Origin of the sequence: Pseudomonas brassicae (assembly GCF_010671725.1) — a bacterium.
Classification (GTDB): domain Bacteria; phylum Pseudomonadota; class Gammaproteobacteria; order Pseudomonadales; family Pseudomonadaceae; genus Aquipseudomonas; species Aquipseudomonas brassicae.
Window position 1 is genome coordinate 1 of sequence record NZ_JAAHBU010000045.1, and the last position, 23039, is coordinate 23039.

Annotated in this window: 14 protein-coding genes and 3 pseudogenes; 11 read left to right on the forward strand and 6 right to left on the reverse strand. The window is 63.7% G+C overall.

Annotated elements, in window-relative coordinates; translation table 11 throughout:
- From G3436_RS04210 to G3436_RS28730, 4 genes and pseudogenes are all read left to right on the forward strand, one after another.
- Positions 1-802 (forward strand): EAL domain-containing protein (locus G3436_RS04210; RefSeq protein WP_163941653.1); only part of this gene is annotated, 802 nt, incomplete at its 5' end.
- A 62-nt stretch (positions 803-864) separates the two neighbouring features.
- Positions 865-2196 carry a deoxyguanosinetriphosphate triphosphohydrolase gene (locus tag G3436_RS04215; protein ID WP_163941656.1) on the forward strand — a complete coding sequence of 444 codons (1332 nt, stop codon included), beginning with the start codon at positions 865-867 and terminating at the stop codon, positions 2194-2196.
- A 236-nt stretch (positions 2197-2432) separates the two neighbouring features.
- Positions 2433-3059, forward strand: a complete 627-nt coding sequence (locus tag G3436_RS04220) for a response regulator transcription factor (RefSeq protein WP_163941659.1) — start codon at positions 2433-2435, stop codon at positions 3057-3059.
- Positions 3056-6675, forward strand: a pseudogene (locus tag G3436_RS28730) (transporter substrate-binding domain-containing protein); the annotation flags it as partial. The gene G3436_RS04220 and the pseudogene G3436_RS28730, both read left to right, overlap by 4 nt.
- An 81-nt stretch (positions 6676-6756) precedes the next feature.
- Here G3436_RS28730 and G3436_RS04230 read toward each other — a convergent pair.
- Positions 6757-7101 carry a YggL 50S ribosome-binding family protein gene (locus G3436_RS04230; protein ID WP_163941727.1) on the reverse strand — a complete coding sequence of 115 codons (345 nt, stop codon included), beginning with the start codon at positions 7099-7101 and terminating at the stop codon, positions 6757-6759.
- Between the two features lie 368 nt (positions 7102-7469).
- On the opposite strand from G3436_RS04230, the pseudogene dacB reads away from it, so the two are divergent.
- Positions 7470-8779, forward strand: a pseudogene (gene dacB / locus G3436_RS04235) (D-alanyl-D-alanine carboxypeptidase/D-alanyl-D-alanine endopeptidase).
- 7 nt (positions 8780-8786) lie between these two features.
- Here the strand turns inward: dacB and G3436_RS04240 are convergent.
- The gene (locus G3436_RS04240) at positions 8787-11180 is read right to left on the reverse strand and encodes a sensor domain-containing diguanylate cyclase (protein ID WP_163941662.1); all 2394 of its coding nucleotides are present in this window, start codon (positions 11178-11180) and stop codon (positions 8787-8789) included.
- A gap of 94 nt (positions 11181-11274) precedes the next feature.
- Positions 11275-13473, reverse strand: a complete 2199-nt coding sequence (gene rlmKL, locus G3436_RS04245; protein WP_163941665.1) for a bifunctional 23S rRNA (guanine(2069)-N(7))-methyltransferase RlmK/23S rRNA (guanine(2445)-N(2))-methyltransferase RlmL — start codon at positions 13471-13473, stop codon at positions 11275-11277.
- A gap of 537 nt (positions 13474-14010) precedes the next feature.
- Here rlmKL and rmf point away from each other — a divergent pair.
- Entirely contained in the window at positions 14011-14226 is a 216-nt protein-coding gene (rmf, locus tag G3436_RS04250; RefSeq protein ID WP_078479587.1) for a ribosome modulation factor, read from the forward strand.
- 94 nt (positions 14227-14320) lie between these two features.
- Here rmf and G3436_RS04255 read toward each other — a convergent pair whose 3' ends face one another.
- Positions 14321-15346, reverse strand: coding sequence for a quinone-dependent dihydroorotate dehydrogenase (locus G3436_RS04255; protein WP_163941668.1), 1026 nt, complete (start codon positions 15344-15346; stop codon positions 14321-14323).
- 153 nt (positions 15347-15499) lie between these two features.
- Between G3436_RS04255 and G3436_RS04260 the strand changes: the two genes are divergently transcribed.
- From G3436_RS04260 to cobA, 5 genes and pseudogenes are all read left to right on the forward strand, one after another.
- A complete protein-coding gene (locus tag G3436_RS04260) occupies positions 15500-16711 on the forward strand; it encodes a CmpA/NrtA family ABC transporter substrate-binding protein (protein ID WP_163941671.1) in 1212 nt (403 codons plus the stop codon).
- Positions 16712-16723: 12 nt separating this feature from the next.
- A complete protein-coding gene (locus G3436_RS04265) occupies positions 16724-17299 on the forward strand; it encodes an ANTAR domain-containing response regulator (protein ID WP_163941673.1) in 576 nt (191 codons plus the stop codon).
- A gap of 177 nt (positions 17300-17476) precedes the next feature.
- Positions 17477-18687: pseudogene (locus G3436_RS04270) on the forward strand (nitrate/nitrite transporter).
- Between the two features lie 8 nt (positions 18688-18695).
- Positions 18696-20366: a bifunctional protein-serine/threonine kinase/phosphatase gene (locus G3436_RS04275; protein ID WP_163941676.1), complete on the forward strand. Its 1671-nt coding sequence runs from the start codon at positions 18696-18698 to the stop codon at positions 20364-20366.
- Positions 20367-20396: 30 nt separating this feature from the next.
- A complete protein-coding gene (gene cobA / locus G3436_RS04280; RefSeq protein ID WP_163941679.1) occupies positions 20397-21149 on the forward strand; it encodes a uroporphyrinogen-III C-methyltransferase in 753 nt (250 codons plus the stop codon).
- A gap of 85 nt (positions 21150-21234) precedes the next feature.
- Here cobA and G3436_RS04285 read toward each other — a convergent pair whose 3' ends face one another.
- Positions 21235-22269, reverse strand: coding sequence for an OmpA family protein (locus G3436_RS04285; protein ID WP_163941681.1), 1035 nt, complete (start codon positions 22267-22269; stop codon positions 21235-21237).
- A 109-nt stretch (positions 22270-22378) separates the two neighbouring features.
- The gene (gene sigX, locus G3436_RS04290; protein ID WP_163941684.1) at positions 22379-22945 is read right to left on the reverse strand and encodes an RNA polymerase sigma factor SigX; all 567 of its coding nucleotides are present in this window, start codon (positions 22943-22945) and stop codon (positions 22379-22381) included.
- Positions 22946-23039: the final 94 nt, after the last annotated feature.

Consider the following 23039-nt stretch of genomic DNA (forward strand, 5'->3'; position numbering starts at 1 on the left):
CGACCTGCAGCGCCTGGCCGACGTCGTGGCGCGCTACCGGCACGCCGGCGCACGCATCGCCATCGATGATTTCGGCGCCGGTTACTCGCAACTGGACCGGGTACTGGCGCTGCAGCCCGATATCCTCAAGCTCGACATGCGCCTGTTTCAGGCGGCCGCACGCGGCGGGCCGAGCAGCGAGGTGGTCAAGGCGCTGGCACAGATGGCGGAAAAAACCGGCTGCTGGATCATCGCTGAAGGCGTCGAGACCGACGCCGAGCTCAATTTTGCCCTGGAGTGCGGCGCACGCTACCTCCAAGGCCATCTGTTCGCCCAGGCCCAGGCCGGGTTCTTCGCAGGCGATGCGTTTGTCGCGTACTTCGGCGAACTGCGCCAGCGCTACGTACAGGCCAAGCTGGCAGAACGAGCGCGCCTGATGCAGCGCCGCCAGCAACTGAGCGGGCTGATGCCGGTGCTGCAGGCCTGGGCACTGGCCCAGGCACCGCTGGAGCAACTGCCGTGCCTGGCAGCCTATCCGTGGGTACTGCGCTTTTTTCTCTGCGACCGCCATGGCACTCAGCTCACCCCCAACCTGGAATGGCGCGAACAGCGCTGGCAGGTGGATGCAGGCTATCTGGGCCACAACTGGTCATGGCGCCCCTACTTCTACCACCTGCTGGCCGAAGGCTGGGATGAGCGCCGGCTGATACTCTCCAGTACCTACCGCGACGCCACCACCAACCAGTACTGCCTGACGGCGGGGCAGTTTTTCGATGATGGCCAGCGCCTGTTGCTGATCGACCTGGATGCCGAGGGTCTTTGAGGCTTGCGGCCAGCGCTGCGACACGGGAAGCTAGGCGCCAGCCCCGCACTGGAGAACCGGCCTTGGACTGGCACACCCTGCTTACCCGCGAACGCCTCGGCAAAACCCTGCACAGCCCCGAAGAACTGGGGCGCAGCCCGTTTCACAAGGACCACGACCGGATCATCTTCTCGGGTGCCTTCCGCCGCCTGGGGCGCAAGACCCAGGTGCACCCGGTGACCAGCAACGACCATATCCATACCCGCCTGACCCACTCGCTGGAAGTCAGCTGCGTGGGGCGTTCGCTGGGCATGCGCGTTGGCGAGACCCTGCGCGAGAGCCTGCCGGACTGGTGTGCCCCCAGCGACCTGGGCATGGTCGTGCAATCGGCCTGCCTGGCCCATGACATCGGCAACCCGCCCTTCGGCCACTCCGGCGAAGACGCCATACGTCACTGGTTCCAGCAGGCGGCCGGGCGCGGCTGGCTCGACGCGATGAGCGATGCCGAACGCGGCGACTTCCTCAACTTCGAAGGCAACGCCCAGGGCTTTCGCGTGCTCACCCAACTGGAGTACCACCAGTTCGATGGTGGCACGCGCCTGACCTATGCCACCCTGGGCACCTACCTCAAGTACCCCTGGACCGCCCGCCATGCCGATGCCCTGGGCTACAAGAAGCACAAGTTCGGCTGCTACCAGAGCGAGCTGCCACTGCTTGAACAGATTGCCCGCAAACTGGGCATGCCGCAGCTCGAACCCCAGCGCTGGGCACGCCACCCGCTGGTGTACCTGATGGAGGCCGCCGACGACATCTGCTATGCCCTGATCGACCTGGAAGACGGCCTGGAAATGGAGTTGCTCGACTACGCCGAGGTCGAAGCACTGCTGCTCGGCCTGGTGGGCGACGACCTGCCGCAGACCTATCGCCAGCTGGGCCCTGGCGATTCGCGCCGACGCAAGCTGGCGATCTTGCGCGGCAAGGCCATCGAGCACCTGACCAATGCCGCCGCACGGGCGTTCGTCGAACAGCAGCCGGCGCTGCTGGCCGGCACCCTGCAAGGTGACCTGGTCGAGCATATGCATGGCCCGGCCAAGCGCTGCGTGCTGCAGGCCAAGGACATGGCGCGCAAGAAGATCTTCCAGGACAAGCGCAAGACCCTGCACGAGATCGGCGCCTACACCACGCTGGAGATCCTGCTCAATGCCTTCTGCGGTGCAGCGCTGGAACAGCATGGCGGACGCACCCCGTCGTTCAAGCATCGGCGCATCCTCGACCTGCTGGGCAACAATGCGCCAGACCCGTCCAGCTCGCTGCACAGCGCGTTTCTGCGCATGATCGACTTCATCGCCGGCATGACCGACAGCTACGCCAGCGAAATGGCCAGGGAAATGACCGGGCGTACCAGCCCGACCTGATAGGCAATACACCTCGAAACAGCAACTTTCACGCCAGTAGCGTGAGAGTTGCCGAGCACTTGATAGTGCACAAACTCGAATCAATTAGTTTCAACTCTCAAACTTTTTGTAGCCGGATACGCAACTTAATGTGGGAATTTTCCCATATCAAGTTTGAGCCCGCCTCCACTTACGTGCCCGCCTTCTATCTGGGCTAAGGTGCCGCTTCTATATGGCCCCCGACCTGGAAGGTGAGTATGCACTCAGTATTAATTGTCGACGATCATCCCGTCATTCGCCTGGCGGTACGCATGCTGTTGGAGAATGAAGGCTATCGAATCGTCGGCGAATCCGACAATGGCGTCGATGCGATGCAACTGACGCGTGAATCGCCGCCCGACCTGATCATTCTGGACATCGGCATACCCAAGCTGGACGGGCTGGAAGTGCTGTCGCGCTTCAACAGCATGTCGTCGCGCTCCAAGGTACTGGTGCTCACTGCACAATCGCCGGTGCTGTTCGCCACCCGCTGCATGTTGTCCGGGGCCTGCGGTTATGTCTGCAAACAGGAAGACCTGAGCGAGTTGCTCAGTGCGGTCAAGGCGGTATTGTCCGGGTATAACTATTTCCCCAGCCAGGCAATCAATCCATTGCGCCAGCCCGACGGCAGCGCCACCGAGATGGACCTGTTCAAGACCGTCAACGATCGCGAGCTGATGGTATTGCAATTGTTTGCCCAGGGCCGAAGCAACAAGGAGATTGCATCCGGCATGTTCCTCAGCAACAAGACCGTCAGTACTTACAAGAAACGGCTGATGCAGAAGCTCAAGGCCAGTTCGCTGGTCGAGCTGATCGAGATGGCCAAGCGCAACGCGCTGGTATGAGCGTGCGCTCCGGCAAGCGCTGGCGCGTCCTCTGCCTGCTGCTGGCGGGTGCATGCCTGAGCCTCACCGCCCGTGCCGCCAGCCTCGACGCCCTGCCCTACAGATTGCTCAGCCGCAGCGGGGCGACCCCGATGGCGGTGTCCATGACACCGGCCCAGGCCGACTGGCTGCAGGGTCGCCCGGCGTTGATACTGGGCACCTCGGCCCCCGACTACGCCCCGTTCGACATGACCGCCAGTGGCCGCGACTACGAAGGCCTGACCGCCGACTACGCCGGCCTGATCGGCAACACCCTGCAGCGGCCGGTCCTGGTCAAGCGCTATGCCAGCCGCGACCAGGCCCTGCAGGCGCTGCTCGATGGCCACATCGACCTGCTGGGCAGTGCCAATGGCTACGATGCCGCCCGCGCCGGCATCGCCCTGTCACGCGCCTATGCCGACGATCAGCCGGTGCTGGTGACCCGCGAAAACGAAGCCCGCGCGCTGGACACAGGCCTTGAGGGGTTGCGTGTGAGCATGGTCGCCCACTACCTGCCGCTGGCCGAAGTGCGCGCCACCTACCCCAAGGCCCGGGTGCAGACCTACAGTTCCTACCACAATGCCCTTAATGCGGTGGCATTCGACCAGGCGGACGTGTTTCTCGGCGATACCCTGTCGACGCACTACCAGATCAACCAGGGTTATGTAAAAAACCTCAAGATGGCCAACTTCGGCAAGCACGAACCGGTCGGCTTCAGCTTTGCCCTGCGCGCCGACAACGGCCCGCTGCTGGAGCTGGTCAATGCCACCCTCGACGCTGTCACCAGCGCCATGCGCACCAGCATTTTCCAACGCTGGGGGGCAGGCGACGGGATTCTGCTGTCGGACCGCAAACTGCAACTGTCGCCACGCGAAGCGCGCTGGCTGGCTGCGCACCCGGTGGTACGCGTGGTGGTCAATGAAAACGCCGCACCGCTGACGTTCTACGACAGCGCCGGCAACCTGCGCGGCATCGCGGCCGACCTGCTCGAACTGATTCGGCTGCGCACCGGGCTGCGCTTCGATGTCCAGCGCAGCAGCGGGATCAGCGACATGATCGACCAGCTCGAGCACGGCCATGCCGATGTGATTGCCGCGATTTCCCCCAGTGCTCAGCGCGAGTCCACCCTGAGCATCAGCCGCCCCTATCTCGAAAGCGCCTATGTGCTGGTCACCCGTACCAGTGAAGGGCAGCCAGCCTCGTTGCGCCAGTTGCAAGGCAAGCGCATGGCCGTGACCCGTGGCAACACGCTCAACGAGGGCCTGCGCCAGCGCTACAGCGATATCCAGCTGGTCGAGACCGAAAGCACCGCAGCCTCTGCCGCGCTGCTCGCACAGCGCCAGGTGGACGGCATGGTCATGTCGCTGGTCAATGCCAACTTCAACCTCACCACCCAGCAACAGATCGCCATCCGCGCCACCATCGGCGATGCGCCGGCGACCTTCTCGATGGCCACGCCACGTGACGCGCACGAACTCACCTCGATCCTCGACAAGGCCCTGCTGAGCATTGCGCCCCAGGAGATGAGCGTGATCAACAGCCGCTGGCGCGATTTCAGTGGCGAGTCCAGTTCGTACTGGCAGACCCATCAGCGCTTCATCATCCAGATGGTGCTCGGCACCTGCCTGCTGCTGGTGCTGTCGCTGGCCTGGAACGGCTGGATGCGGCGCCAGATCAAGCAACGCGAGCAGGTCGAGCGTGCCCTGAGCGACCAGCTGGAGTTCATGCGTGCACTGGTCAACGGCACCCCGCATCCAATCTACGTGCGCGACCGCCACGGGCTGCTGCAAAGCTGTAACGAAAGCTATCTGCAAGCCGTGGAAGCGCGCCCCGAAGAGGTACTCGGCAAGTCACTGCAAGAGGCCCCGCTGGCCGCCACCAACAACGCGCAGCAGATCCAGGCCGACTACCAGCAGGTGATGAACGAGGGCCTGCCGCTGATCGTCGACCGCCCCCTGATGCTGAAGAACCGCGAGCTGACCATCTACCACTGGGTACTGCCGTACCGCGACTCGCTGGGTGAAGTGCAAGGCATCATGGCGGCTGGCTGGATATCAGCGATCGCCGCCAACTGATCCAGGACCTGCGCCTGGCCAAGGAGCAGGCCGACGATGCCAACCGCGCCAAGAGCACCTTCCTGGCAACCATGAGCCACGAAATCCGTACCCCGATGAATGCCGTGATCGGCATGCTGGAGCTGGCCCTCAAGCGCGCCGATGCAGGACACCTGGACCGTCCTGCGATCGAAGTCGCCTACGGCTCGGCGCGGGACCTGCTGGTGCTGATCGGCGATATTCTCGACATCGCCCGCATCGAGTCCGGGCGCATGAGCCTGCACCCGCAGCGTACCCATCTGGGCGAGCTGGTGGAGTCGGTAGGTCGGGTGTTCGAAGGCCTGGCGCGCCAGAAGAACCTGAACCTGAGCCTGGCCATCGATGCCAGCGCGCACCGCGACGTGCTGCTCGATCCACTGCGTTTCAAGCAGATCGTCTCCAACCTGGTCAGCAACGCCATCAAGTTCACCGAGCAGGGCCAGGTGCGTGTCGAACTGGCACTGCAGCCGGCAGGCGGGGCCGAGGCGCTGAACCTGACATTGTCGGTACACGATACGGGCGTTGGCGTCAGCCAGGCAGACCAGCAGCGCCTGTTCCAACCGTTTGCCCAGGTGTCGCCCGACAGCAGCCTGGCGCGCAGCGGCACGGGCCTGGGCCTGGTTATCAGCCGCAACCTGTGCGCCATGATGGGTGGGCAACTCACGCTGCACAGTGCCCCGGGCCTGGGCACCGAGGTGCGCATCAGCATGCCGCTGACCGGGCTCGCCACCTGCGAGAAAATCCTCGAGCCGGTACAGGTGACGCTGCCAGCGCCCCAGGTCAACGTGCTGGTGGTCGATGACCACCCCGCCAACCTGCTGCTGATGGGCCAGCAACTGGACTACCTGGGGGTGCGCCACACCAATGCCGACACCGGCATGAGCGCGCTGCAGGCCTGGCGCCAGGAACCTTTCGACATTCTGATCGTGGATTGCAACATGCCGCAGATGGACGGCTACCAACTGGCCAAGGCGGTGCGCGAAGAAGAACGCCAGTTGGGCCGTGCACCCTGCACCATCCTGGCCTACACCGCCAATGCCCAGCCAGAGGTGCTGGAACGTTGCCGGCTGGCCGGCATGGACGATTGCCTGCTCAAGCCCATCAGCCTGCACGAGCTCAGCCAGCGCCTGAACGAGGTACCGTTGCCCAAGGCCGAAACGCCACCGGCCGAGGCGCAACTGATCGACCTGCTGGGGCTGGAGCCAATCATCGGCAACGATCCCGACGAGCTGCGCCGGCTGCTCGAACAATTGCTCAGCTGTGGCCCGGCTGATCGCCAGCAGTTGCTTGACGCCGACACCCACGGCTCGCCCGAGGTGCTCAGGGACGCAGCGCACAAAGTGCTTGGGGTAGCGCGGATGGTACAGGCGCAGGCACTGATGCATGCGTGTGAACGGCTGGAGGAGGCCTGCGAGGCATTGGCAGCGGAACCGGTGCTCAGACGTCGCAAGCGCCAGGTGCTGGCGGCGATGGCACGGGTGGAACAGGCGTTGCTGCGTACCCTCGACACATTGCCGGTGTCGCGCAGCGGCCACCGAACAGCTGAAACAAAAACGGCAGCCGCGAGGGCTGCGTCTGGCGAGGTATCAGTTGGCCGAATTGATCGGCTTCTCTGGGTACCAGGCATCCAGCAACTCGCTGACTACGACCTTGGTCACTTCACTGCGAGCCTTCAACCAGGCTTCTACGGTAGCGCGCTGCTCCTCGGTGACCGAACCGCGCTCGGCTTTGCACACCAGGCCGTAATCCTCGCCACCGACATAATCCAGGCCGTTGGCATCCATGGCGTCGTCCAGGAATGCGTCGAGGAAGGCGTCAATGGCTTCTTCAGACAGGTCTTCCTTGAACTCCAGGTTCAATTCAAAACCCAGCTCCTGGAATTCGCCTACACACAGTTTTTTGCGCAGACGGCGGGAACGGTTAGTCGCCATGAAACAATCCTCTTAAGTAATAACGCGCGGCACTTTACCAGTTCCGCCGCGAAGCTGCCTGAATAAAACCCGACAAATCGCCGCACCAACAGGCATTGTTCGGCCCATCGGCGCCATGCGTGGTGCATAATGCGCGCTATATTTTTCCATACCGGGGCCGTCACCCTATTGCGCTCTGGTTTTTTTCACCCCTCGCCTGCAGGGTTTCAGTGCAAATGACCAATTCTCTACGTTCACTGCTGTTCGCCGGCCTGTTCCTGCCACTGGCCATGCCGGCCCACGCCGCTCCCGTCAACACCACCCTCTCGCCCAAGGTGCAGCAGGCGCTGCGCACCAACAAGCTGCAGGACAACGCGCTGTCGCTGGTGATGCTGCCGCTCAACGGTCCTGGCACCGCGACCGTGTTCAACGCCGATGTGTCGGTAAACCCGGCCTCGACCATGAAACTGGTTACCACCTACGCCGCCCTGGAAATGCTCGGCCCTACCCACCAGTGGAAAACCGAGTTCTACACCGATGGCACCCTGAGCAACGGCACCCTCAACGGCAACCTGTACCTCAAGGGCGGCGGCGACCCCAAGCTCAACATGGAAAAGCTCTGGCTGTTGATGCGTGACCTGCGCGCCAATGGCGTGCAGACCATCAGCGGCGACCTGGTGCTGGACCGCAGCCATTTCGTGCAGCCGCAACTGCCGCAGTTCAACGACGATGGCGGCGACGAGAACAAGCCATTCCTGGTCAAGCCAGACTCGCTGCTGGTCAACCTCAAGGCCTTGCGCTTCGTGGCCCGCAACGATGGCGGCAAGGTACTGGTGTCGGTCGAGCCGCCGATTGCCAGCATCCGCATCGACAACCAGGTCAAGGCCATGCCAGGCACCCAGTGCAAGGGCGAAGTACGCTATAACCCGGTGACCCAGGCCGATGGCGTGAGCGTGGTGGTCAGCGGCCAGCTGGCCGAAGGCTGCAACTCCCAGACCTACCTGTCACTGCTCGACCACCAGGCCTATGCTGCCGGTGCCGTGCGCGCCATCTGGAACGAGCTGGGTGGGCGTATCCAGGCGCCGACCGCGTCGCCGAAGTGCCCAAGAGTGCACGCCTGCTGGCCCGCGCCTTCTCGCCCGACCTGGTCGAAGTCATTCGCGACATCAACAAGTACAGCAACAACACCATGGCCCAGCAGTTGTTCCTGAGCCTGGGCGCGCAGTACCGCACTGACGCCGACGGCGACGACGCCCGTGCCGCGCAGCGCGTGGTACGCCAGTGGCTGGCGAAAAAAGGCATTACCGCACCGCACCTGATCATGGAAAACGGCTCGGGCCTGTCACGTGCAGAGCGCGTCAGCGCACGGGAAATGGCGACCCTGCTGCAGGCCGCCTGGAAAAGCCCATACTCCGCCGAGTTCATCAGTTCGATGCCATTGACCGGCATGGACGGCACCATGCGCAAGCGCCTCAAGCGCACCGCCATGGCCGGCGAAGCGCACATCAAGACCGGCACCCTGAACACCGTGCGCGCCATCGCCGGGTTCAGCCGCGACAGCAACGGCAACACCTGGGCCGTGGTGGCGATTCTCAACGACCCCAAGCCATGGGGCGCCTCTGCGGTACTCGACCAGGTCCTGCTGGATCTCTACCGCCAGCCAAAACTGGCCGACAGCACCGCGGCCCTGCAGCCCTGAGCCAGCCTCAGCGCAGCTCTGCCTCGACGCGGTCGCGGCCGGCCTGCTTGGCCGCATAGACCCCCGAGTCGGCACGTAGCAACAAGGCATCGGCGCCCTCCCCCGGGCGCCAGCCGGCCACGCCGAAACTGGCAGTCACGCAGCCCACGCCGTCCACCGGCGTGCTGCGCAGCCCCTGCCATAGTTCCAGGGCCAGGGTGCGTGCCTGTGCGGCATTGCTGCCGGGGCACAACACCATGAACTCCTCCCCACCCAGGCGGCAGAACACGTCGGTACGCCGCAGCCGGTGGCTGATTCGCTGGCACAGGCTCTGCAGCACATGGTCACCCACGGCATGCCCGTACTGGTCGTTGATGCGCTTGAAGTGATCGATATCGAGCATGATCACCGCCAGATCCTGCTGATCACGCTGGGCGCGGTCCAGCTCGGCCTTGAGCCGCTCCTGGAAATAGCGTCGATTGTGAATCCCGGTCAACGCATCGGTCACCGACAGTGCGCGCAGCTCCTCCTCGACCCGCTTGAGGTCGGAGATGTCGCTGAGATAACCATGCCACAGCGTGCCACCGTCAGGGCCTGGCTCCGGCGTGGCCTCGCCGCGTATCCAGCGTGAGCCGGCCACGGGCAACTGCACGCGGTACTCTTCGCGCCAGGGCGTCTGGTGCTCGGCCGAATAGCGGATCGATGCACGAAAATGCGCCAGGTCGTCGGGGTGAATGCGTTCGAACACCGCTGAGGCATCGCGCTTGAGCACCGCCAGGTCGATCTCGTAGATATCGCGCAAGCCTTCACTGGCGTAATTGAAGCAGGAGCTGCCATCGACCCGGCGAAAGAACTGATAGATGCCACCGGGCACCTCGGCGCTGAGCTTTTCCAGCAGCCGGTCACGGGCCGCCAGCGCCTCATGCACACGCTTGCGCTCGGTCACGTCGATACAGATGGCCAGGTGCCCGACCCACAAGCCCTGCTCGTCGAGCACAGCGGTCACCAGCATGTTGGCCTGCAGATGGCTGCCATCCTTGCGTAGCAGGGTCCACTCGGCAGGCTCGCTGTCGCTGTGGGTCAGGCTATCGGCGAGCATCGCCTGTGCCGGGGTGATCTCGCGCCCGTAGTGCTGGCTCATGCGCTGCGCACGCGCCTGCAGCTCCTGTGGCAGCACCAGGTCTTCGAGTGTCAGGCGCTCGAGCACCTCGTCGCCGCGGTAGCCCAGCATGCGCTCGGCACCGGCATTGAAGGTGCTGATGACCCCGTGCAGGTTGGTGGCGATGATCGCCACCTGGGTCGCCGCGTCCAGCACGCTGCGCAACTGGCCATGGGTGTCGCGCAGGGATTGCTCGCTGACCCGCAATTGAGCGGTGCGTTGCTCGACCAGCGCCAAGGCGCGTTGCCGCTGGTTGAACAGGCTGAACAGCAAGGCACTGAGCAGCAGGCTGAGCAGGCCGCCGAAAAAGATCACCGCAGGCACCACCGAGGACTGGTTGGCCTGCATGAACAGGTGACTGGGGCGGATCTGCAACTGATAGTCATGGTCAGCCAGGTGCAGCGAAAAACTGGCCTGGAGGCTAGAGTCCGCCAGCGGGTTGGCCGACTCGAACAGCAGCGCCTGCGGATCACTGACCGAGCGATCGAGAATCTGCACCACGAGGTTGTCCTGATCGGCGCCGGGCAAGCCATCGGCCACCAACTGACGCATGCCGATCACCGCAATCACGTAGCCCAGCGGTTGCGCCTCGGTGCGGCTGGCACTGAACACCGGCGTCGCCATCACCATGCCACGCCTGTCGGCAGGGGCTACCCCAGGCAGATCCAGCGGCGCGGTCACCGCCAGTGCACCCGGCGTGGTGGCCCTGGCCAATGCGTCGCGTCGCGCCGGCTGTGACAGCAAGTCCAGGCCCACCGGCTGGACCTGGCTGTTCTGGCCCTGAGCGTACAGCACCGGGTAGTACAGCGCTCGCGGGCGTGCAACCTGCAGCACGCCCTGCTCGCTCAATTCCTGAATGCTGAACCCTCGCCCCAGGCTGTGCTGCGCCAGCCGTTCGAACGCATCGCGCTCGGCGCCAGGCACCCGCGGCGCCCAGGCAAAGGCCTGGGTACGCTGCAGCAAGGGGCGTGCGTAGCCATCGAACTCGTCACGGCTGATGGCATCGGCATACACGAAAAAACGGCGCAGGCTATCCAGGCGTTGTGCCTGGTCCTGCAAGCGTTCCTGTATGCGGCTGTAACGCTCCGACGCCAGCAACTCGAAACGCTGGCGCAACTGGTGCTGGTTAAGCTCGCCAGCGGCCAGGGCCAGCAGCGCGGTCAGCAGCGCGCCGGCGCACAATGCAAGCAGTGCAGCCAGCCAGGCAGAGACCTGTTCGCTGATGAAACCCAGCATGTTGGGGCGCAAGGAATGCGGCGACATAAATAAACTCACAACGCCAGCCAGCAGTGATCGTGGCGGCTACCTACAATAATAGCCACTTGCCACGCTGCTGGCGCCCCTGTTGCTCGACACTTCAGCGCGCCTGAATGCGCCAGGCCCGGTGGATCTTGCTGTTGCGTGCAAAGTCCGGGTCCAGGGTCTGGGCCGTGATTTCCTCGACCGCATAACGCTCCAGCAGGTGCTCATCGAGCTGGAACTTGCGGAAGTTGTTCGAGAAGTACAGCACGCCACCCGGCGCCAGACGCGCCACCGCCAGGTCGAGCAACTCGACATGGTCGCGCTGCACATCGAACACCCCTTCCATACGCTTGGAGTTGGAGAAGGTCGGCGGGTCGATGAAGATCAGCTCGTACGCTTCGCGGCAGGCCTGCAGCCACGCCATCACATCACCCTGTTCCAGGCGGTTCTTGTCCGAGAAGCCATTGAGCGACAGGTTGCGCCGCGCCCAGTCCAGGTAGGTTTTGGACAAGTCGACGCTGGTGGTGCTGCGCGCACCACCCTTGGCCGCATGCACACTGGCGGTCGCGGTATAGCAGAACAGGTTGAGGAAGCGCTTGCCCGCCGCTTCGCGCTGAATGCGCATGCGCATCGGGCGGTGATCGAGGAACAGGCCGGTGTCGAGGTAATCGGTAAGATTGACCAGCAGCTTGACGCCGCCTTCACTGACCTCGGTGAACTGCCCCTGGCTGTTCTGGCGCTCATACTGACGGGTGCCGGACTGACGCTCGCGGCGCTTGATCACCACCCGGCTCTGGTCGATGTTCAGCGCTTGCGGGATCGCGGCCAAGGCATCGAACAGGCGCGCCTGGGCCTTTTCCGGATCGATCGAGCGCGGTGCGGCGTATTCCTGCACGTGCACCCAGTCGTGGTACAGATCGATAGCCAGCGCGTACTCGGGCATGTCGGCATCGTAGACGCGATAGCAGGTGATGTTCTCGCGCTTGGCCCACTTGCCCAGTTGCTTGAGGTTCTTCTGCAGGCGGTTGGCAAACATCTGCCCGCCCTCGCTCAGGCGTGCCGGCTCACTGGCCGCAGACACCACCGGCGTTGCCGGCTCGCTACCACGCTCGCGCTCAGGCACACGGCGCTCACCCGTGACGAACTGGTCGGGCTGCACCTTGATCAGCAGCAGCTTGCACGGCAGCGCACCGTTCCAGAAGGCGTATTGCTTGTGGCTGCGAATGCCCATGCGCTTGCCCAGGTCCGGGGCACCGGTGAACACCGCCGCTTCCCAGTTGAGGCAGGCCTGACGCAGGCGTTCGCCGAGATTCTGGTAGAGGTACAGCAGGCTCGCCTCGTCACCCAGGCGCTCGCCATAGGGCGGGTTGCAGATCACCAGGCCCTTCTGGTTCTGGTCCGGGCGTGGCTCGAAGCTGCCCACTTCACCCTGGTAGATCTTGATCCAGTCACTCAGACCTGCACGCTCGACGTTGTTGCGCCCTGGCTGGATCAGCCTTGGGTCGGCTTCATAGCCGCGAATCCACAAGGGTGGACGCGCCAGCCCGGCCTCGGCGCGCGCCCGCGCCTCGTCGTGCAGCTTGCGCCACAACGCCGGCACGTGGCCCAGCCAGGCGCTGAAGCCCCAACGCTCACGACGCAGGTTCGGCGCGATGTCGGCGGCAATCATCGCCGCCTCCACCAGGAAGGTGCCCACACCGCACATCGGGTCCGCCAGCGCGCCACCCTCGGCCGCGATGCGCGGCCAGCCAGCACGGATCAACACGGCGGCGGCCAGGTTTTCCTTCAGCGGTGCAGCGCCCTGCTGCAAGCGGTAGCCACGCTGGTGCAGGCTGTGGCCGGAGAGGTCCAGCGACAGGATCGCCTCGCCACGCTCCAGGCGCAGGTGCACGCGCAGGTCGGGGTTGAGCTTGTCGACCGACGGACGTTCGCCAGCAGCGTTACGCAGCTTGTCGACAATGGCGTCCTTGACCTTCAGCGCGCCGAAGTGCGTGTTGTCGATACCCGATCCGTGCCCACTGAACTCGACTGCCAGGCTGCCGGTGGCGTCCAGGTGATCGTGCCAGTCGACCGCATTGACCCCGTCGTACAGGTCATCGGCGTTCTTCATGGTGAAGCGCTTGAGCACCAGCAGCACGCGGTTGCCCAGGCGCGACCAGAGGCACAGGCGGTAGGCGGTTTCCATGTCGGCTTCGCCGCGAATCGCCGAGGTGTGCTCGCGCACCTCCTCCAGGCCAAGCCCGCGGGCTTCTTCGGCAAGCAGGCCTTCCAGGCCTTTGGGGCAGGTGAGATAGAGTTCGAAACGGTCCGACATGAGTAATCCAAGCCTTGAGCAATAAGTGAAGGGGCAAGCGCGTCGCCCTTTCGATGTTTGATCGAACGCCTTCCAGCAACGTTCGAATGGCACTGACAAAGGTGCCGGGCCGCCGGGTGTGGGCTTTTTGCACAAGGCAAAACAGCTTTGATCACACGGCAGAATTAAAAATTCGCGTTATGCAGTGTTTTTTATGACCCTTCGTCGTTTTTTCAGCTGGCGTTGGAAGTGATTCTCAACGATGGCGTTATGACGTTAGGCATGAGCAAAGCCTGATCATAGCTGGCTTTGCCCCAATTCCGCTCGTGAAGCAATTTTTTACTTATCCCCTGACCCTATGAAAGGTTACGTCCTTATGACAAAACGATCATTCACACTGTGACCTGCATTGGTTAGAACTCGTATCAGGTTGCTCTGCAATGGGGCAACACCTTCGCTCGCGACGCCGGCAGCGAGCGCAAAACCGGCAGAACGACTCTGCCCGGCCTCAGCCGAGGCCGACGGGACATTACAGTCAACAAGTGAGGGCAACACCCTATGAGAAGACTTAAGCGTGATCCGTTGGAAAGAGCATTTTTACGTGGCTACCAATATGGGGTCACCGGCAAATCCCGCGAGCTTTGCCCTTTTACTCTACCGTCAGTACGCCAAGCCTGGGTCAACGGCTGGCGCGAGGGACGTGGTGACAACTGGGACGGTATGACCGGCACTGCGGGTATCCATAGACTCAACGAACTTCACGCCGTTGGCTGAACGAGGATCTGAATTCTAGTTACCATGCACGCTCCATCCGAGCGGCGGGCTTCGGCCCAAGGGCCCCTTTTGAGGGGCCCTTTTTTATGCCCGCTCAGCGCCCCCGCACGGCCGCGATGGCGTCCACCGACTCGCGAATCAACGCGGGGCCCTTGTAGATGAAACCCGAGTAGACCTGCACCAGGCTGGCACCGGCGGCGATCTTTTCGGCCGCGTGCTTGCCTTCGGTGATGCCACCCGCCGCGATGATCGGCAGCTTGCCACCCAGCTCGCCGGCCAGTGTACGCACGGTATGGGTGCTCTTCTCGCGCACCGGAGCGCCCGACAGCCCGCCGGCTTCAGCGCCATGTTCCAGGCCTTCGACGCCCTCGCGGCCAAGGGTGGTGTTGGTCGCGATGACCGCATCCATGCCGGTTGCCAGCAAGGCGGCGGCCACTTGTGCGGTTTCTTCATCACTCATGTCCGGGGCAATCTTGATCGCCAGCGGCACCCGTTTGCCATGGGCCAGGGCCAGTGCTTCGCGGCGCACCGCCAGGGCCTCGAGCAGTTGCTTGAGCGAGTCGCCGAACTGCAGGCTGCGCAGCCCCGGGGTGTTGGGCGAGCTGACGTTGACGGTGACATAGCTGGCGTGGTCGTAGACCTTGTCCAGGCAGATCAGGTAGTCATCCACAGCCCGCTCGACCGGGGTATCGAAGTTCTTGCCGATGTTGATCCCCAGCACACCGCGGTAGTTGGCAGCCCGTACGCGACCCAGCAGATGATCGACGCCCAGGTTGTTGAAGCCCATGCGGTTGATGATCGCCTCGGCCTCGGGCAGGCGGAACAACCGCGGCTTGGGATTGCCTGGCTGCGCGCGCGGGGTCACGGTGCCGATCTCGACAAAACCGAAGCCCAGTTGGGCAAAGCCGTCAATCGCCGTGCCGTTCTTGTCCAGGCCCGCCGCCAGCCCCACCGGGTTGGCAAACTCCAGCCCCATGACGGTCACCGGCAGCGATGTCGGAGCCTTGGTCAACAGCCCGTTGAGCCCCAGGCGGCCACCGGCACCGATCAGGTCCAGCGACAGGTCGTGGGAGGTTTCCGGAGACAGTTTGAACAACAGCTGGCGGGCCAGGGTATACATGGGCGGGCTTAGCTCGAGGTGTGGGAAGGCAGCGATTATAGCGGCGCTGTGGCCCCGAAGACAGGCCCGTGTGCACCCTTGGCATATGCGTTGCTTGGCTTGCCCCACAGGCCTGCCCGCTGTTCGGTGCGGGCCGTTGCCATGAGCGATCGGATGAATCAGACCTCTACACGCGCGCTGGCCTGGGTCAACGGCAGCGACGCACCGGAAAAACCCAGCCTCAATATCGGCTTCATGGCCCTGAGCGACTGCGCCTCGCTGGTGGTGGCCGCAACTCAGGGCTTTGCCCAGCCCTATGGCCTGAGCCTGAACCTCAAGCGGCAGAGCTCATGGGCCGGGTTGCGTGATCGGCTGGTCAACGGCGAACTGGATGCTGCGCATTGCCTGTACGGCCTGAGCTATGCGGTGCACCTGGGCATCGGTGGCATCTCGGCAACGCCGATGGCGGTACTGATGGGCTTGAACCAGAACGGGCAGAGCATCAATCTCTCGCCCACCCTGCAGGCCCAGGGCGTGACCACTCCCGAAGCACTGGAGCGGCACGTGCACCAAGGCGGGGCAAAACTGACTTTCGCCCAGACCTTCCCCACGGGCACCCACGCCATGTGGCTTTATTACTGGCTGGCCAGCCAGGGCATCCACCCCTTGCATGACGTCAACAGCGTGGTGGTGCCACCGGCACAGATGCTCGCGCACCTGCAGGCCGGTCGCATCGACGGTTTTTGCGTAGGCGAACCCTGGTCCGCCAGCGCAGTCAACCAGGGCATGGGGTTCACCCTGGCCACCAGCCAGTCGATCTGGCCCGACCACCCGGAAAAAGTCCTGGGCTGCACCCGCGCCTTCGTCGAACAATGCCCCAATACCGCCCGTGCCCTGGTGGCCGCCATGCTCGCCGCCAGCCGCTTTATCGAGCAGAGCCCGGAAAACCAGCGTGCCACCGCGCAACTGCTGGGCGCCAGCAACTACCTCGACGCGCCACTGGCCTGCATCCAGCCGCGCATGCTCGGCGACTACCACGACGGCCTCGGCAACCACTGGCAGGACGCCCATGCGCTACGCCTGCACGATGACGGTCGGGCCAACCAGCCTTACCTGTCCGACGGCATGTGGTTCATGACCCAGTTCCGCCGCTGGGGCCTGCTGCGCGAAGACCCGGACTACCTTGCAGTCGCCAGCCAGGTGCAGCAACTGGCCTTGTACCGCGACGCCGCCAGCGTCGCTGGCGTGGCGTGTTCGGCAGCGTCGATGCGCAGCAGCCAGCTGATTGACGGCACCCACTGGGACGGTTCCGACCCGCGCGGCTATGCCCATGGTTTCCGCCTGCATGCCCTGGCCGATGCGCCAGCGGCCCATGCGCGTCGCTGAGGAGGTGCCTGCATGCTGCGTATCCTGCTGATCGACGACACCGAAAAAAAAGTCGGCCGCCTCAAGGCCGCGCTGGTCGAGGCTGGCTTTGAGGTGATCGAGGTGTGCGGGCTGACCATCGACCTGCCCGAGCGCGTCGAAACGGTGCGTCCGGATGTCATCCTGATCGATACCGAGTCACCCGGGCGCGATGTCATGGACCAGGTGATCCTGGTCAGCCGCGACCTGCCGCGTCCGATCGTGATGTTCACCGACGAACACGACCCGACGGTGATGCGCCAGGCCATCCAGGCCGGGGTCAGCGCCTACATCGTCGAGGGCATCCATGCCAAGCGCCTGCAACCGATCCTGGATGTGGCCATGGCCCGCTTCGAGAGCGACCAGGCGCTCAAGGCCCAATTGCACGCCCGCGACCAGCAGTTGGCCGAGCGCAAGCGCATCGAGCTGGCCAAGGGCCTGTTGATGAAAATGAAGGATTGCAACGAGGAACAGGCCTACACGCTGATGCGCCGCCAGGCCATGAGCAAGCAGCAGAAACTGATCCAGGTGGCCGAGCAGATCATCGCCATGAGCGACCTGCTCGGCTGAGCCGGCAACTGGCCCGGCTCTTGCTTATGCATTGACAGGCAGCCAACGGCGGTTGCCTCCACATTCCCGACAAAGACGTCGCTCTTGCGCCTGTCCCCACAGGCGCGAAGCGGCGTCTTTTTCGTTTAAGCCCACTGGGCACAGGTTTTTCCGTTGAAACGCTGAGCGAGGTGTTCGATGAATACAAGCTTCTGGAAATCCGGCCACATCCCCACGCTGTTCGCCGCCTTCCTGTATTTCGATTTGAGTTTCATGGTCTGGTACCTGCTCGGCCCGATGGCGGTGCAGATCGCCACTGACCTGCAGCTGACCACCAGCAACGCGGCTTGATGGTGGCCACGCCAATCCTGGCCGGGGCGATCCTGCGCTTCATCATGGGCTTGCTGGTGGATCGCCTGTCACCCAAGACCGCCGGGCTGATCGGCCAGGTGATCGTGATCGTGGCGCTGTTCTGCGCCTGGTCGCTCGGCGTGCGCACCTATGAACAGGCCTTGTTGCTGGGGGTATTCCTCGGGGTGGCAGGTGCTTCGTTCGCCGTGTCGCTGCCACTGGCCTCGCAGTGGTATCCGCCACAGCACCAGGGCAAGGCCATGGGCATTGCCGGTGCGGGCAACTCCGGCACGGTATTCGCCGCGCTGCTGGCGCCGGTGCTGGCCGCAGCCTACGGCTGGAGCAACGTGTTCGGCTTTGCACTGATCCCGCTGGTGCTGACCCTGGTGCTGTTCGCGCTGCTCGCGCGCAATGCCCCCGAGCGCCCCAGGCCCAAGGCCATGGCCGACTACTTCAAGGCCCTGGGCGACCGTGACAGCTGGTGGTTCATGTTTTTCTACAGCGTCACCTTTGGCGGTTTCATCGGGCTGGCCAGTGCGCTGCCAGGCTACTTCAACGACCAGTACGGCCTGAACCCGGTCACAGCCGGCTATTACACCGCCGCGTGCGTGTTTGCCGGCAGCCTGATGCGTCCGCTCGGTGGCGCGCTGGCCGATCGCTTCGGTGGGATTCGCACCTTGCTGGGCATGTACAGCATCGCCGCCATCTGTATTGCCGCCGTGGGCTTCAACCTGCCCAGCTCGATTGCGGCGCTGGCCCTGTTCGTCAGTGCCATGCTCGGCCTGGGCGCCGGCAACGGCGCAGTATTCCAGCTGGTGCCCCAGCGCTTTCGCCAGGAGATCGGGGTGATGACCGGGCTGATCGGCATGGCCGGCGGTATTGGCGGGTTCCTGCTGGCGGCAGGCCTAGGCACCATCAAACAGCACACCGGCGACTACCAGTTGGGCCTATGGCTGTTTGCCAGCCTCGGTGTGCTGGCATGGTTCGGCCTGCATGGGGTCAAGCGGCGCTGGCGCACGACCTGGGGTTCGGCTGCCGTCACTGCGGCGCGGGTCTGAGGTACGCCATGAGCCTGCAACTGAGTGTTGCCCATGCCAGCGACAGTGGCCCGCGTGCCGAGAACCAGGATGCCTTGCGCCTGGTGACACCCGCCGCGGAGCTGGCAGCAAGCAAAGGCTACCTGTTTGCCCTGGCCGACGGCGTCAGCCAATGCGCGGACGGCGGGCTGGCTGCACGGGCCAGCCTGCAGTCACTGGCACTCGACTACTACGCCACACCCCAGACCTGGGGCGTGGCACAGGCACTGGACCGTCTGCTGCTGGCACAGAACCGCTGGCTGCGCGCCAACGGTGGTGGCCAGCCACTGCTCACCACCCTGAGCGCACTGGTCCTGCGCGGCCAGCGCTTCACCCTGGCGCATGTCGGCGACTGCCGGGTATACCGTTGGAACGCCGGGCAGTTACAGCGTATCAGCGAAGATCACGTGTGGGACCAACCGGGCATGCAGCATGTGCTCAAGCGCGCCCTGGGCCTGGACCAGCACCTGCTGGTCGACTATCTGGAGGGTACGCTGGAGCCCGGGGAGTGCTTCGTGCTGCTCAGTGACGGGGTCTGGGCGACCCTCAGCGACCTGCAGATCAGCAGCGTGCTGCGCGATCAGCCCGACCTTCAGGCGGCCGCCAGCACCCTGGTCAACGCCGCGCACCGCGCCGGCAGCCAGGACAACGCCAGCGCCTTGCTGGTACGCGTCGAGCAACTCGGCGCGCACAGCCTGGGTGACACCCTGGCGCAACTGCAGCAATGGCCACTGCCGCCGCCACTGCGCGCGCAGCAATCGATCGACGGGCTGCAGGTGCAGGCCGTCGTGAGCCAGAGCCGTCAATCGCTGCTGTACCGAGTGGCCGACAACCAGCAGCAACCCTGGCTGCTCAAGACCCTGCCCGCCAGCCGCAGTGACGACGTGCAGGCCCAGCAGAGCCTGCTGCTGGAGGAGTGGTTTCTGCGCCGCGTGGCCGGGCGCAGCTTTCCCGAAGTGCACCCGGCCAGCCAGCGCCAGCACCTGTATTACCTGATGCGCGAGTACAGCGGCCAGACCCTGGCTGAACACTTCAAGCAGGCCGGGCCGCTGGCAATGGCCGAGTGGCTGGGCCTGGCCCGGCAACTGATGCAGGCGCTTGGCCTGTTGCACCGGCGCAATATCCTGCACCGTGACATCAAGCCGCAAAACCTGCACCTGGCGCACGACGGCCAACTGCGCGTGCTGGACTTCGGCCTGGCCTACTGCCCGGGGCTCTCCGAAGACCGCGCCCACGAACTACCCGGCACGCCATCGTTCATTGCCCCGGAAGCCTTCGAGGGCGTTGCGCCGAGCCCGCAGCAAGACCTGTACGCGGCAGGCGTGACCTTGTTCTGGCTGCTCACCGGGCACTACCCCTACGGCGAAGTGGAGGCCTTCCAGCGCCCGCGCTTCACCACGCCGGCCAGTGCGGCACGCTACCGCCCGGACCTGCCGCAATGGCTGGAGCAATGGCTGGCCAAGGCGGTCAGCGCCGACCCGCACCAGCGCTTCGAAACGGCCGAGCAGTGCCTGCTGCAACTCGAACAGGGCGAACACCAGGGCGAACGCCTGCGCCCTCGCCCACTGCTGGAACGTGAACCGCTCAAGGTCTGGCGTGGCCTTGCGCTGCTGTCAATGCTGTTCAACCTGATAGTGCTGATCGCCCTGCTCAAAGGCTGACAGCGAACACCCTGATGATGAGGAAGCCGCATGAAAGGTAAAGTCTGGCTGGTGGGCGCAGGCCCTGGCGATCCGGAACTGCTGACCCTCAAGGCTGTACGTGCGCTGCGCGAAGCCGACGAGGTCTTGATCGACGACCTGGTCAACCCGGCGATTCTGCAACATTGTCCGCAGGCACGCGTGACGGCCGTGGGCAAGCGCGGCGGCTGCCGCTCCACCCCGCAGGCATTCATCCAGCGCCTGATGCTGCGCCACGCTCGCCAGGGCCGCTGCGTGGTACGGCTCAAAGGCGGCGACCCCTGCATCTTCGGCCGCGGCGGCGAAGAAGCGTTGTGGCTGCAGCAACAGGGTGTCGAGACAGAGCTGGTCAACGGCATCACCGCAGGCCTGGCGGGCGCCACACACTGTGGTATTTCGCTGACCTTGCGCGGGGTAAGCCGAGGCGTGACATTGGTCACCGCACATACCCAGGACGACAGCCCCTTGAATTGGCAGGCCTTGGCCCAGAGCGGCACCACACTGGTGGTGTACATGGGCGTGGCCAAACTCGAGGAGATCCAACAGGGGTTGCTCGACGGCGGCATGCCTGAGGATACGCCGGTGGCGATGATCGAAAACGCCTCGTTGGCACACCAACGCGAGTGCCGCAGCCAACTGCGTCACTTGCACCGCGATGCTCTGGCGTTCGCACTGCGCAGCCCGGCGATCATGGTGATCGGTGCCGTGGCCGCCCCGGCCGCATCAGCAACACAGGCGCTCAGCGCTTGCGCCCAGCGGGCGTAAGCACGGCGCTGGCGGCGACCGCACCTTTCTTGCAGGCAAAAAAAAAGCCCGGCCTAAGCCGGGCTTTTCTCAAGCGTCAGACCAATTACTTGGCTTGAGCTTCTACTTGAGCTTCAACGCGACGGTTGACAGCACGACCAGCTTCGGTGGCGTTGTCAGCAACCGGACGGGTCTCACCGTAGCCAACCGATTCAACACGGCTCGACTCAACACCGTACTGGTTGGTCAGAACTTGCTTCACGGCGCTAGCGCGACGCTCGGACAGTTTCTGGTTGTAGGCGTCAGGACCGACGGAGTCAGTGTGACCTTCAACAGTGGTGGTGGTGGATGGGTACTGCTTCATGAAGTCAGCCAGGTTCTTGATGTCACCGTAGCTGTTTGGCTTGACGACCGACTTGTCGAAGTCGAACTTGACGTCCAGCTCAACACGTACGACTTCAGCAACTGCCGGGCAGCCATCAGCGTCAACGGTAACGTTGGCTGGGGTGTCAGGGCACTTGTCGACGTTGTCGCACACGCCGTCGTTGTCGCTGTCGGAGCACACTTCAGCGACTGGGGCTGGTGCTGCTTCAACTGGCTTGGAGCCACCGCCGAAGTTCAGACCGATACCGACGCTTGGCGCCCACTCGGTGTCGCCTTGGTCGATGTTGTACTGGGCTTCAACGCCAGCACGGGCGTAGAAGTTCTCGGTGAAGTACAGTTTTGCACCGCCGCCCAGGTTGGCGAAGGTGGAACCGTTACGGCCACCACGGCCGGTCTGGCCGATGCTTTGGTCAGAGAAACCAGCGGAAACGTACGGGCGCAGCATGTCGCCTGGATTGTTGAAGTGGTACAGAGCATCCAGGGCGGTGTTCGAGCCCTTGATGTTCTTGCCATCTTCGCCACGAACGTTGTGAACTTCGTCGTAGCCCAGACGCAGTTCGACGTCGTCGGTCAGGAAGTAACCGATCGAACCACCGAACAGGTTGCCGTCGTTTTTGAAGTCGCGCTGGCTGTCATAGTATTCTTTCTTCATGAAGCCTTCGACTTCGACCGCGCCTTGGCCCTGTGCCAATGCGCCGAACGAAGCTGCGGCAACCAAAGAACCAATGGCCAAGCCCAAGGTGTTTTTCAATTTCATCCGTTAAATCCCCATCTGGTGATTGTTAAGTAGTCCCACCAAACCCGGGGGACAACTCGCCGACAAGTTTAGCAGACCTTGCCGGTACGTTAGAGATATTTGCGGTTCACTAAGTTTCGGTGAGGCCCGCAAATTTCTCGCGTAGCTTGTCGAGCGCACGCTTGTAGCGCATTTTCGTGGCGCTCAGACCCATGTGCATGATGTCTGCGATTTCCTGAAATTCCAGCTCTGCGACAAATCGTAGCACCAGGATTTCACGGTCAATCGGGTTCACATGCACGAGCCATTTATCCAGCCCGCCTTTCTCTTCCGGCTTGGGCGACTTCTCTTCAGAGGCCTCCTCGAGCGGGTCGAGACTTAGCGCATCCATCAATCGACGTTTGCGCCGCTCCTTGCGGTACTGCGTGATGCATTCGTTGTAGGTGATGCTGTAGAGCCAGGTCTTGAATTTCGATTTACCCTCGAAGTTCTTCAGGCCATACAGCACCTTCAGCATCACCTCCTGACAGACATCGTCAGCATCCCGATCGTTCCCCAAATAACGTGCGCACACGTTAAAAAGGGTCCGTTGGTAGCGCCGCATGAGCTCCTCATAGGCGCGAGTAACATGAAAAAGCTCCTCATGCGAACGCGCCACCAACTCCTCATCTGTGAGCTCGCGGGGGTCGTAACGCATGGGCAGCGAGTGAACTTTATTCAAAACAAATCTGGCCGACAGTCAGGTCATTGTCGCCGCGCGCCCTGCCTGGGCATTTTTGCGGCGACATACA

Bases quoted from the DNA above. Each gene is read 5' to 3' on its own strand.
- G3436_RS04220 (WP_163941659.1), top strand. From the start codon at position 2,433: ATGCACTCAGTATTAATTGTCGACGATCATCCCGTCATTCGCCTGGCG.
- G3436_RS04230 (WP_163941727.1), bottom strand. From the start codon at position 7,101: ATGGCGACTAACCGTTCCCGCCGTCTGCGCAAAAAACTGTGTGTAGGC.
- G3436_RS04240 (WP_163941662.1), bottom strand. From the start codon at position 11,180: ATGTCGCCGCATTCCTTGCGCCCCAACATGCTGGGTTTCATCAGCGAA.
- rlmKL (WP_163941665.1), bottom strand. From the start codon at position 13,473: ATGTCGGACCGTTTCGAACTCTATCTCACCTGCCCCAAAGGCCTGGAA.
- rmf (WP_078479587.1), top strand. From the start codon at position 14,011: ATGAGAAGACTTAAGCGTGATCCGTTGGAAAGAGCATTTTTACGTGGC.
- G3436_RS04255 (WP_163941668.1), bottom strand. From the start codon at position 15,346: ATGTATACCCTGGCCCGCCAGCTGTTGTTCAAACTGTCTCCGGAAACC.
- G3436_RS04260 (WP_163941671.1), top strand. From the start codon at position 15,500: ATGAATCAGACCTCTACACGCGCGCTGGCCTGGGTCAACGGCAGCGAC.
- G3436_RS04265 (WP_163941673.1), top strand. From the start codon at position 16,724: ATGCTGCGTATCCTGCTGATCGACGACACCGAAAAAAAAGTCGGCCGC.
- G3436_RS04275 (WP_163941676.1), top strand. From the start codon at position 18,696: ATGAGCCTGCAACTGAGTGTTGCCCATGCCAGCGACAGTGGCCCGCGT.
- cobA (WP_163941679.1), top strand. From the start codon at position 20,397: ATGAAAGGTAAAGTCTGGCTGGTGGGCGCAGGCCCTGGCGATCCGGAA.
- G3436_RS04285 (WP_163941681.1), bottom strand. From the start codon at position 22,269: ATGAAATTGAAAAACACCTTGGGCTTGGCCATTGGTTCTTTGGTTGCC.
- sigX (WP_163941684.1), bottom strand. From the start codon at position 22,945: ATGCGTTACGACCCCCGCGAGCTCACAGATGAGGAGTTGGTGGCGCGT.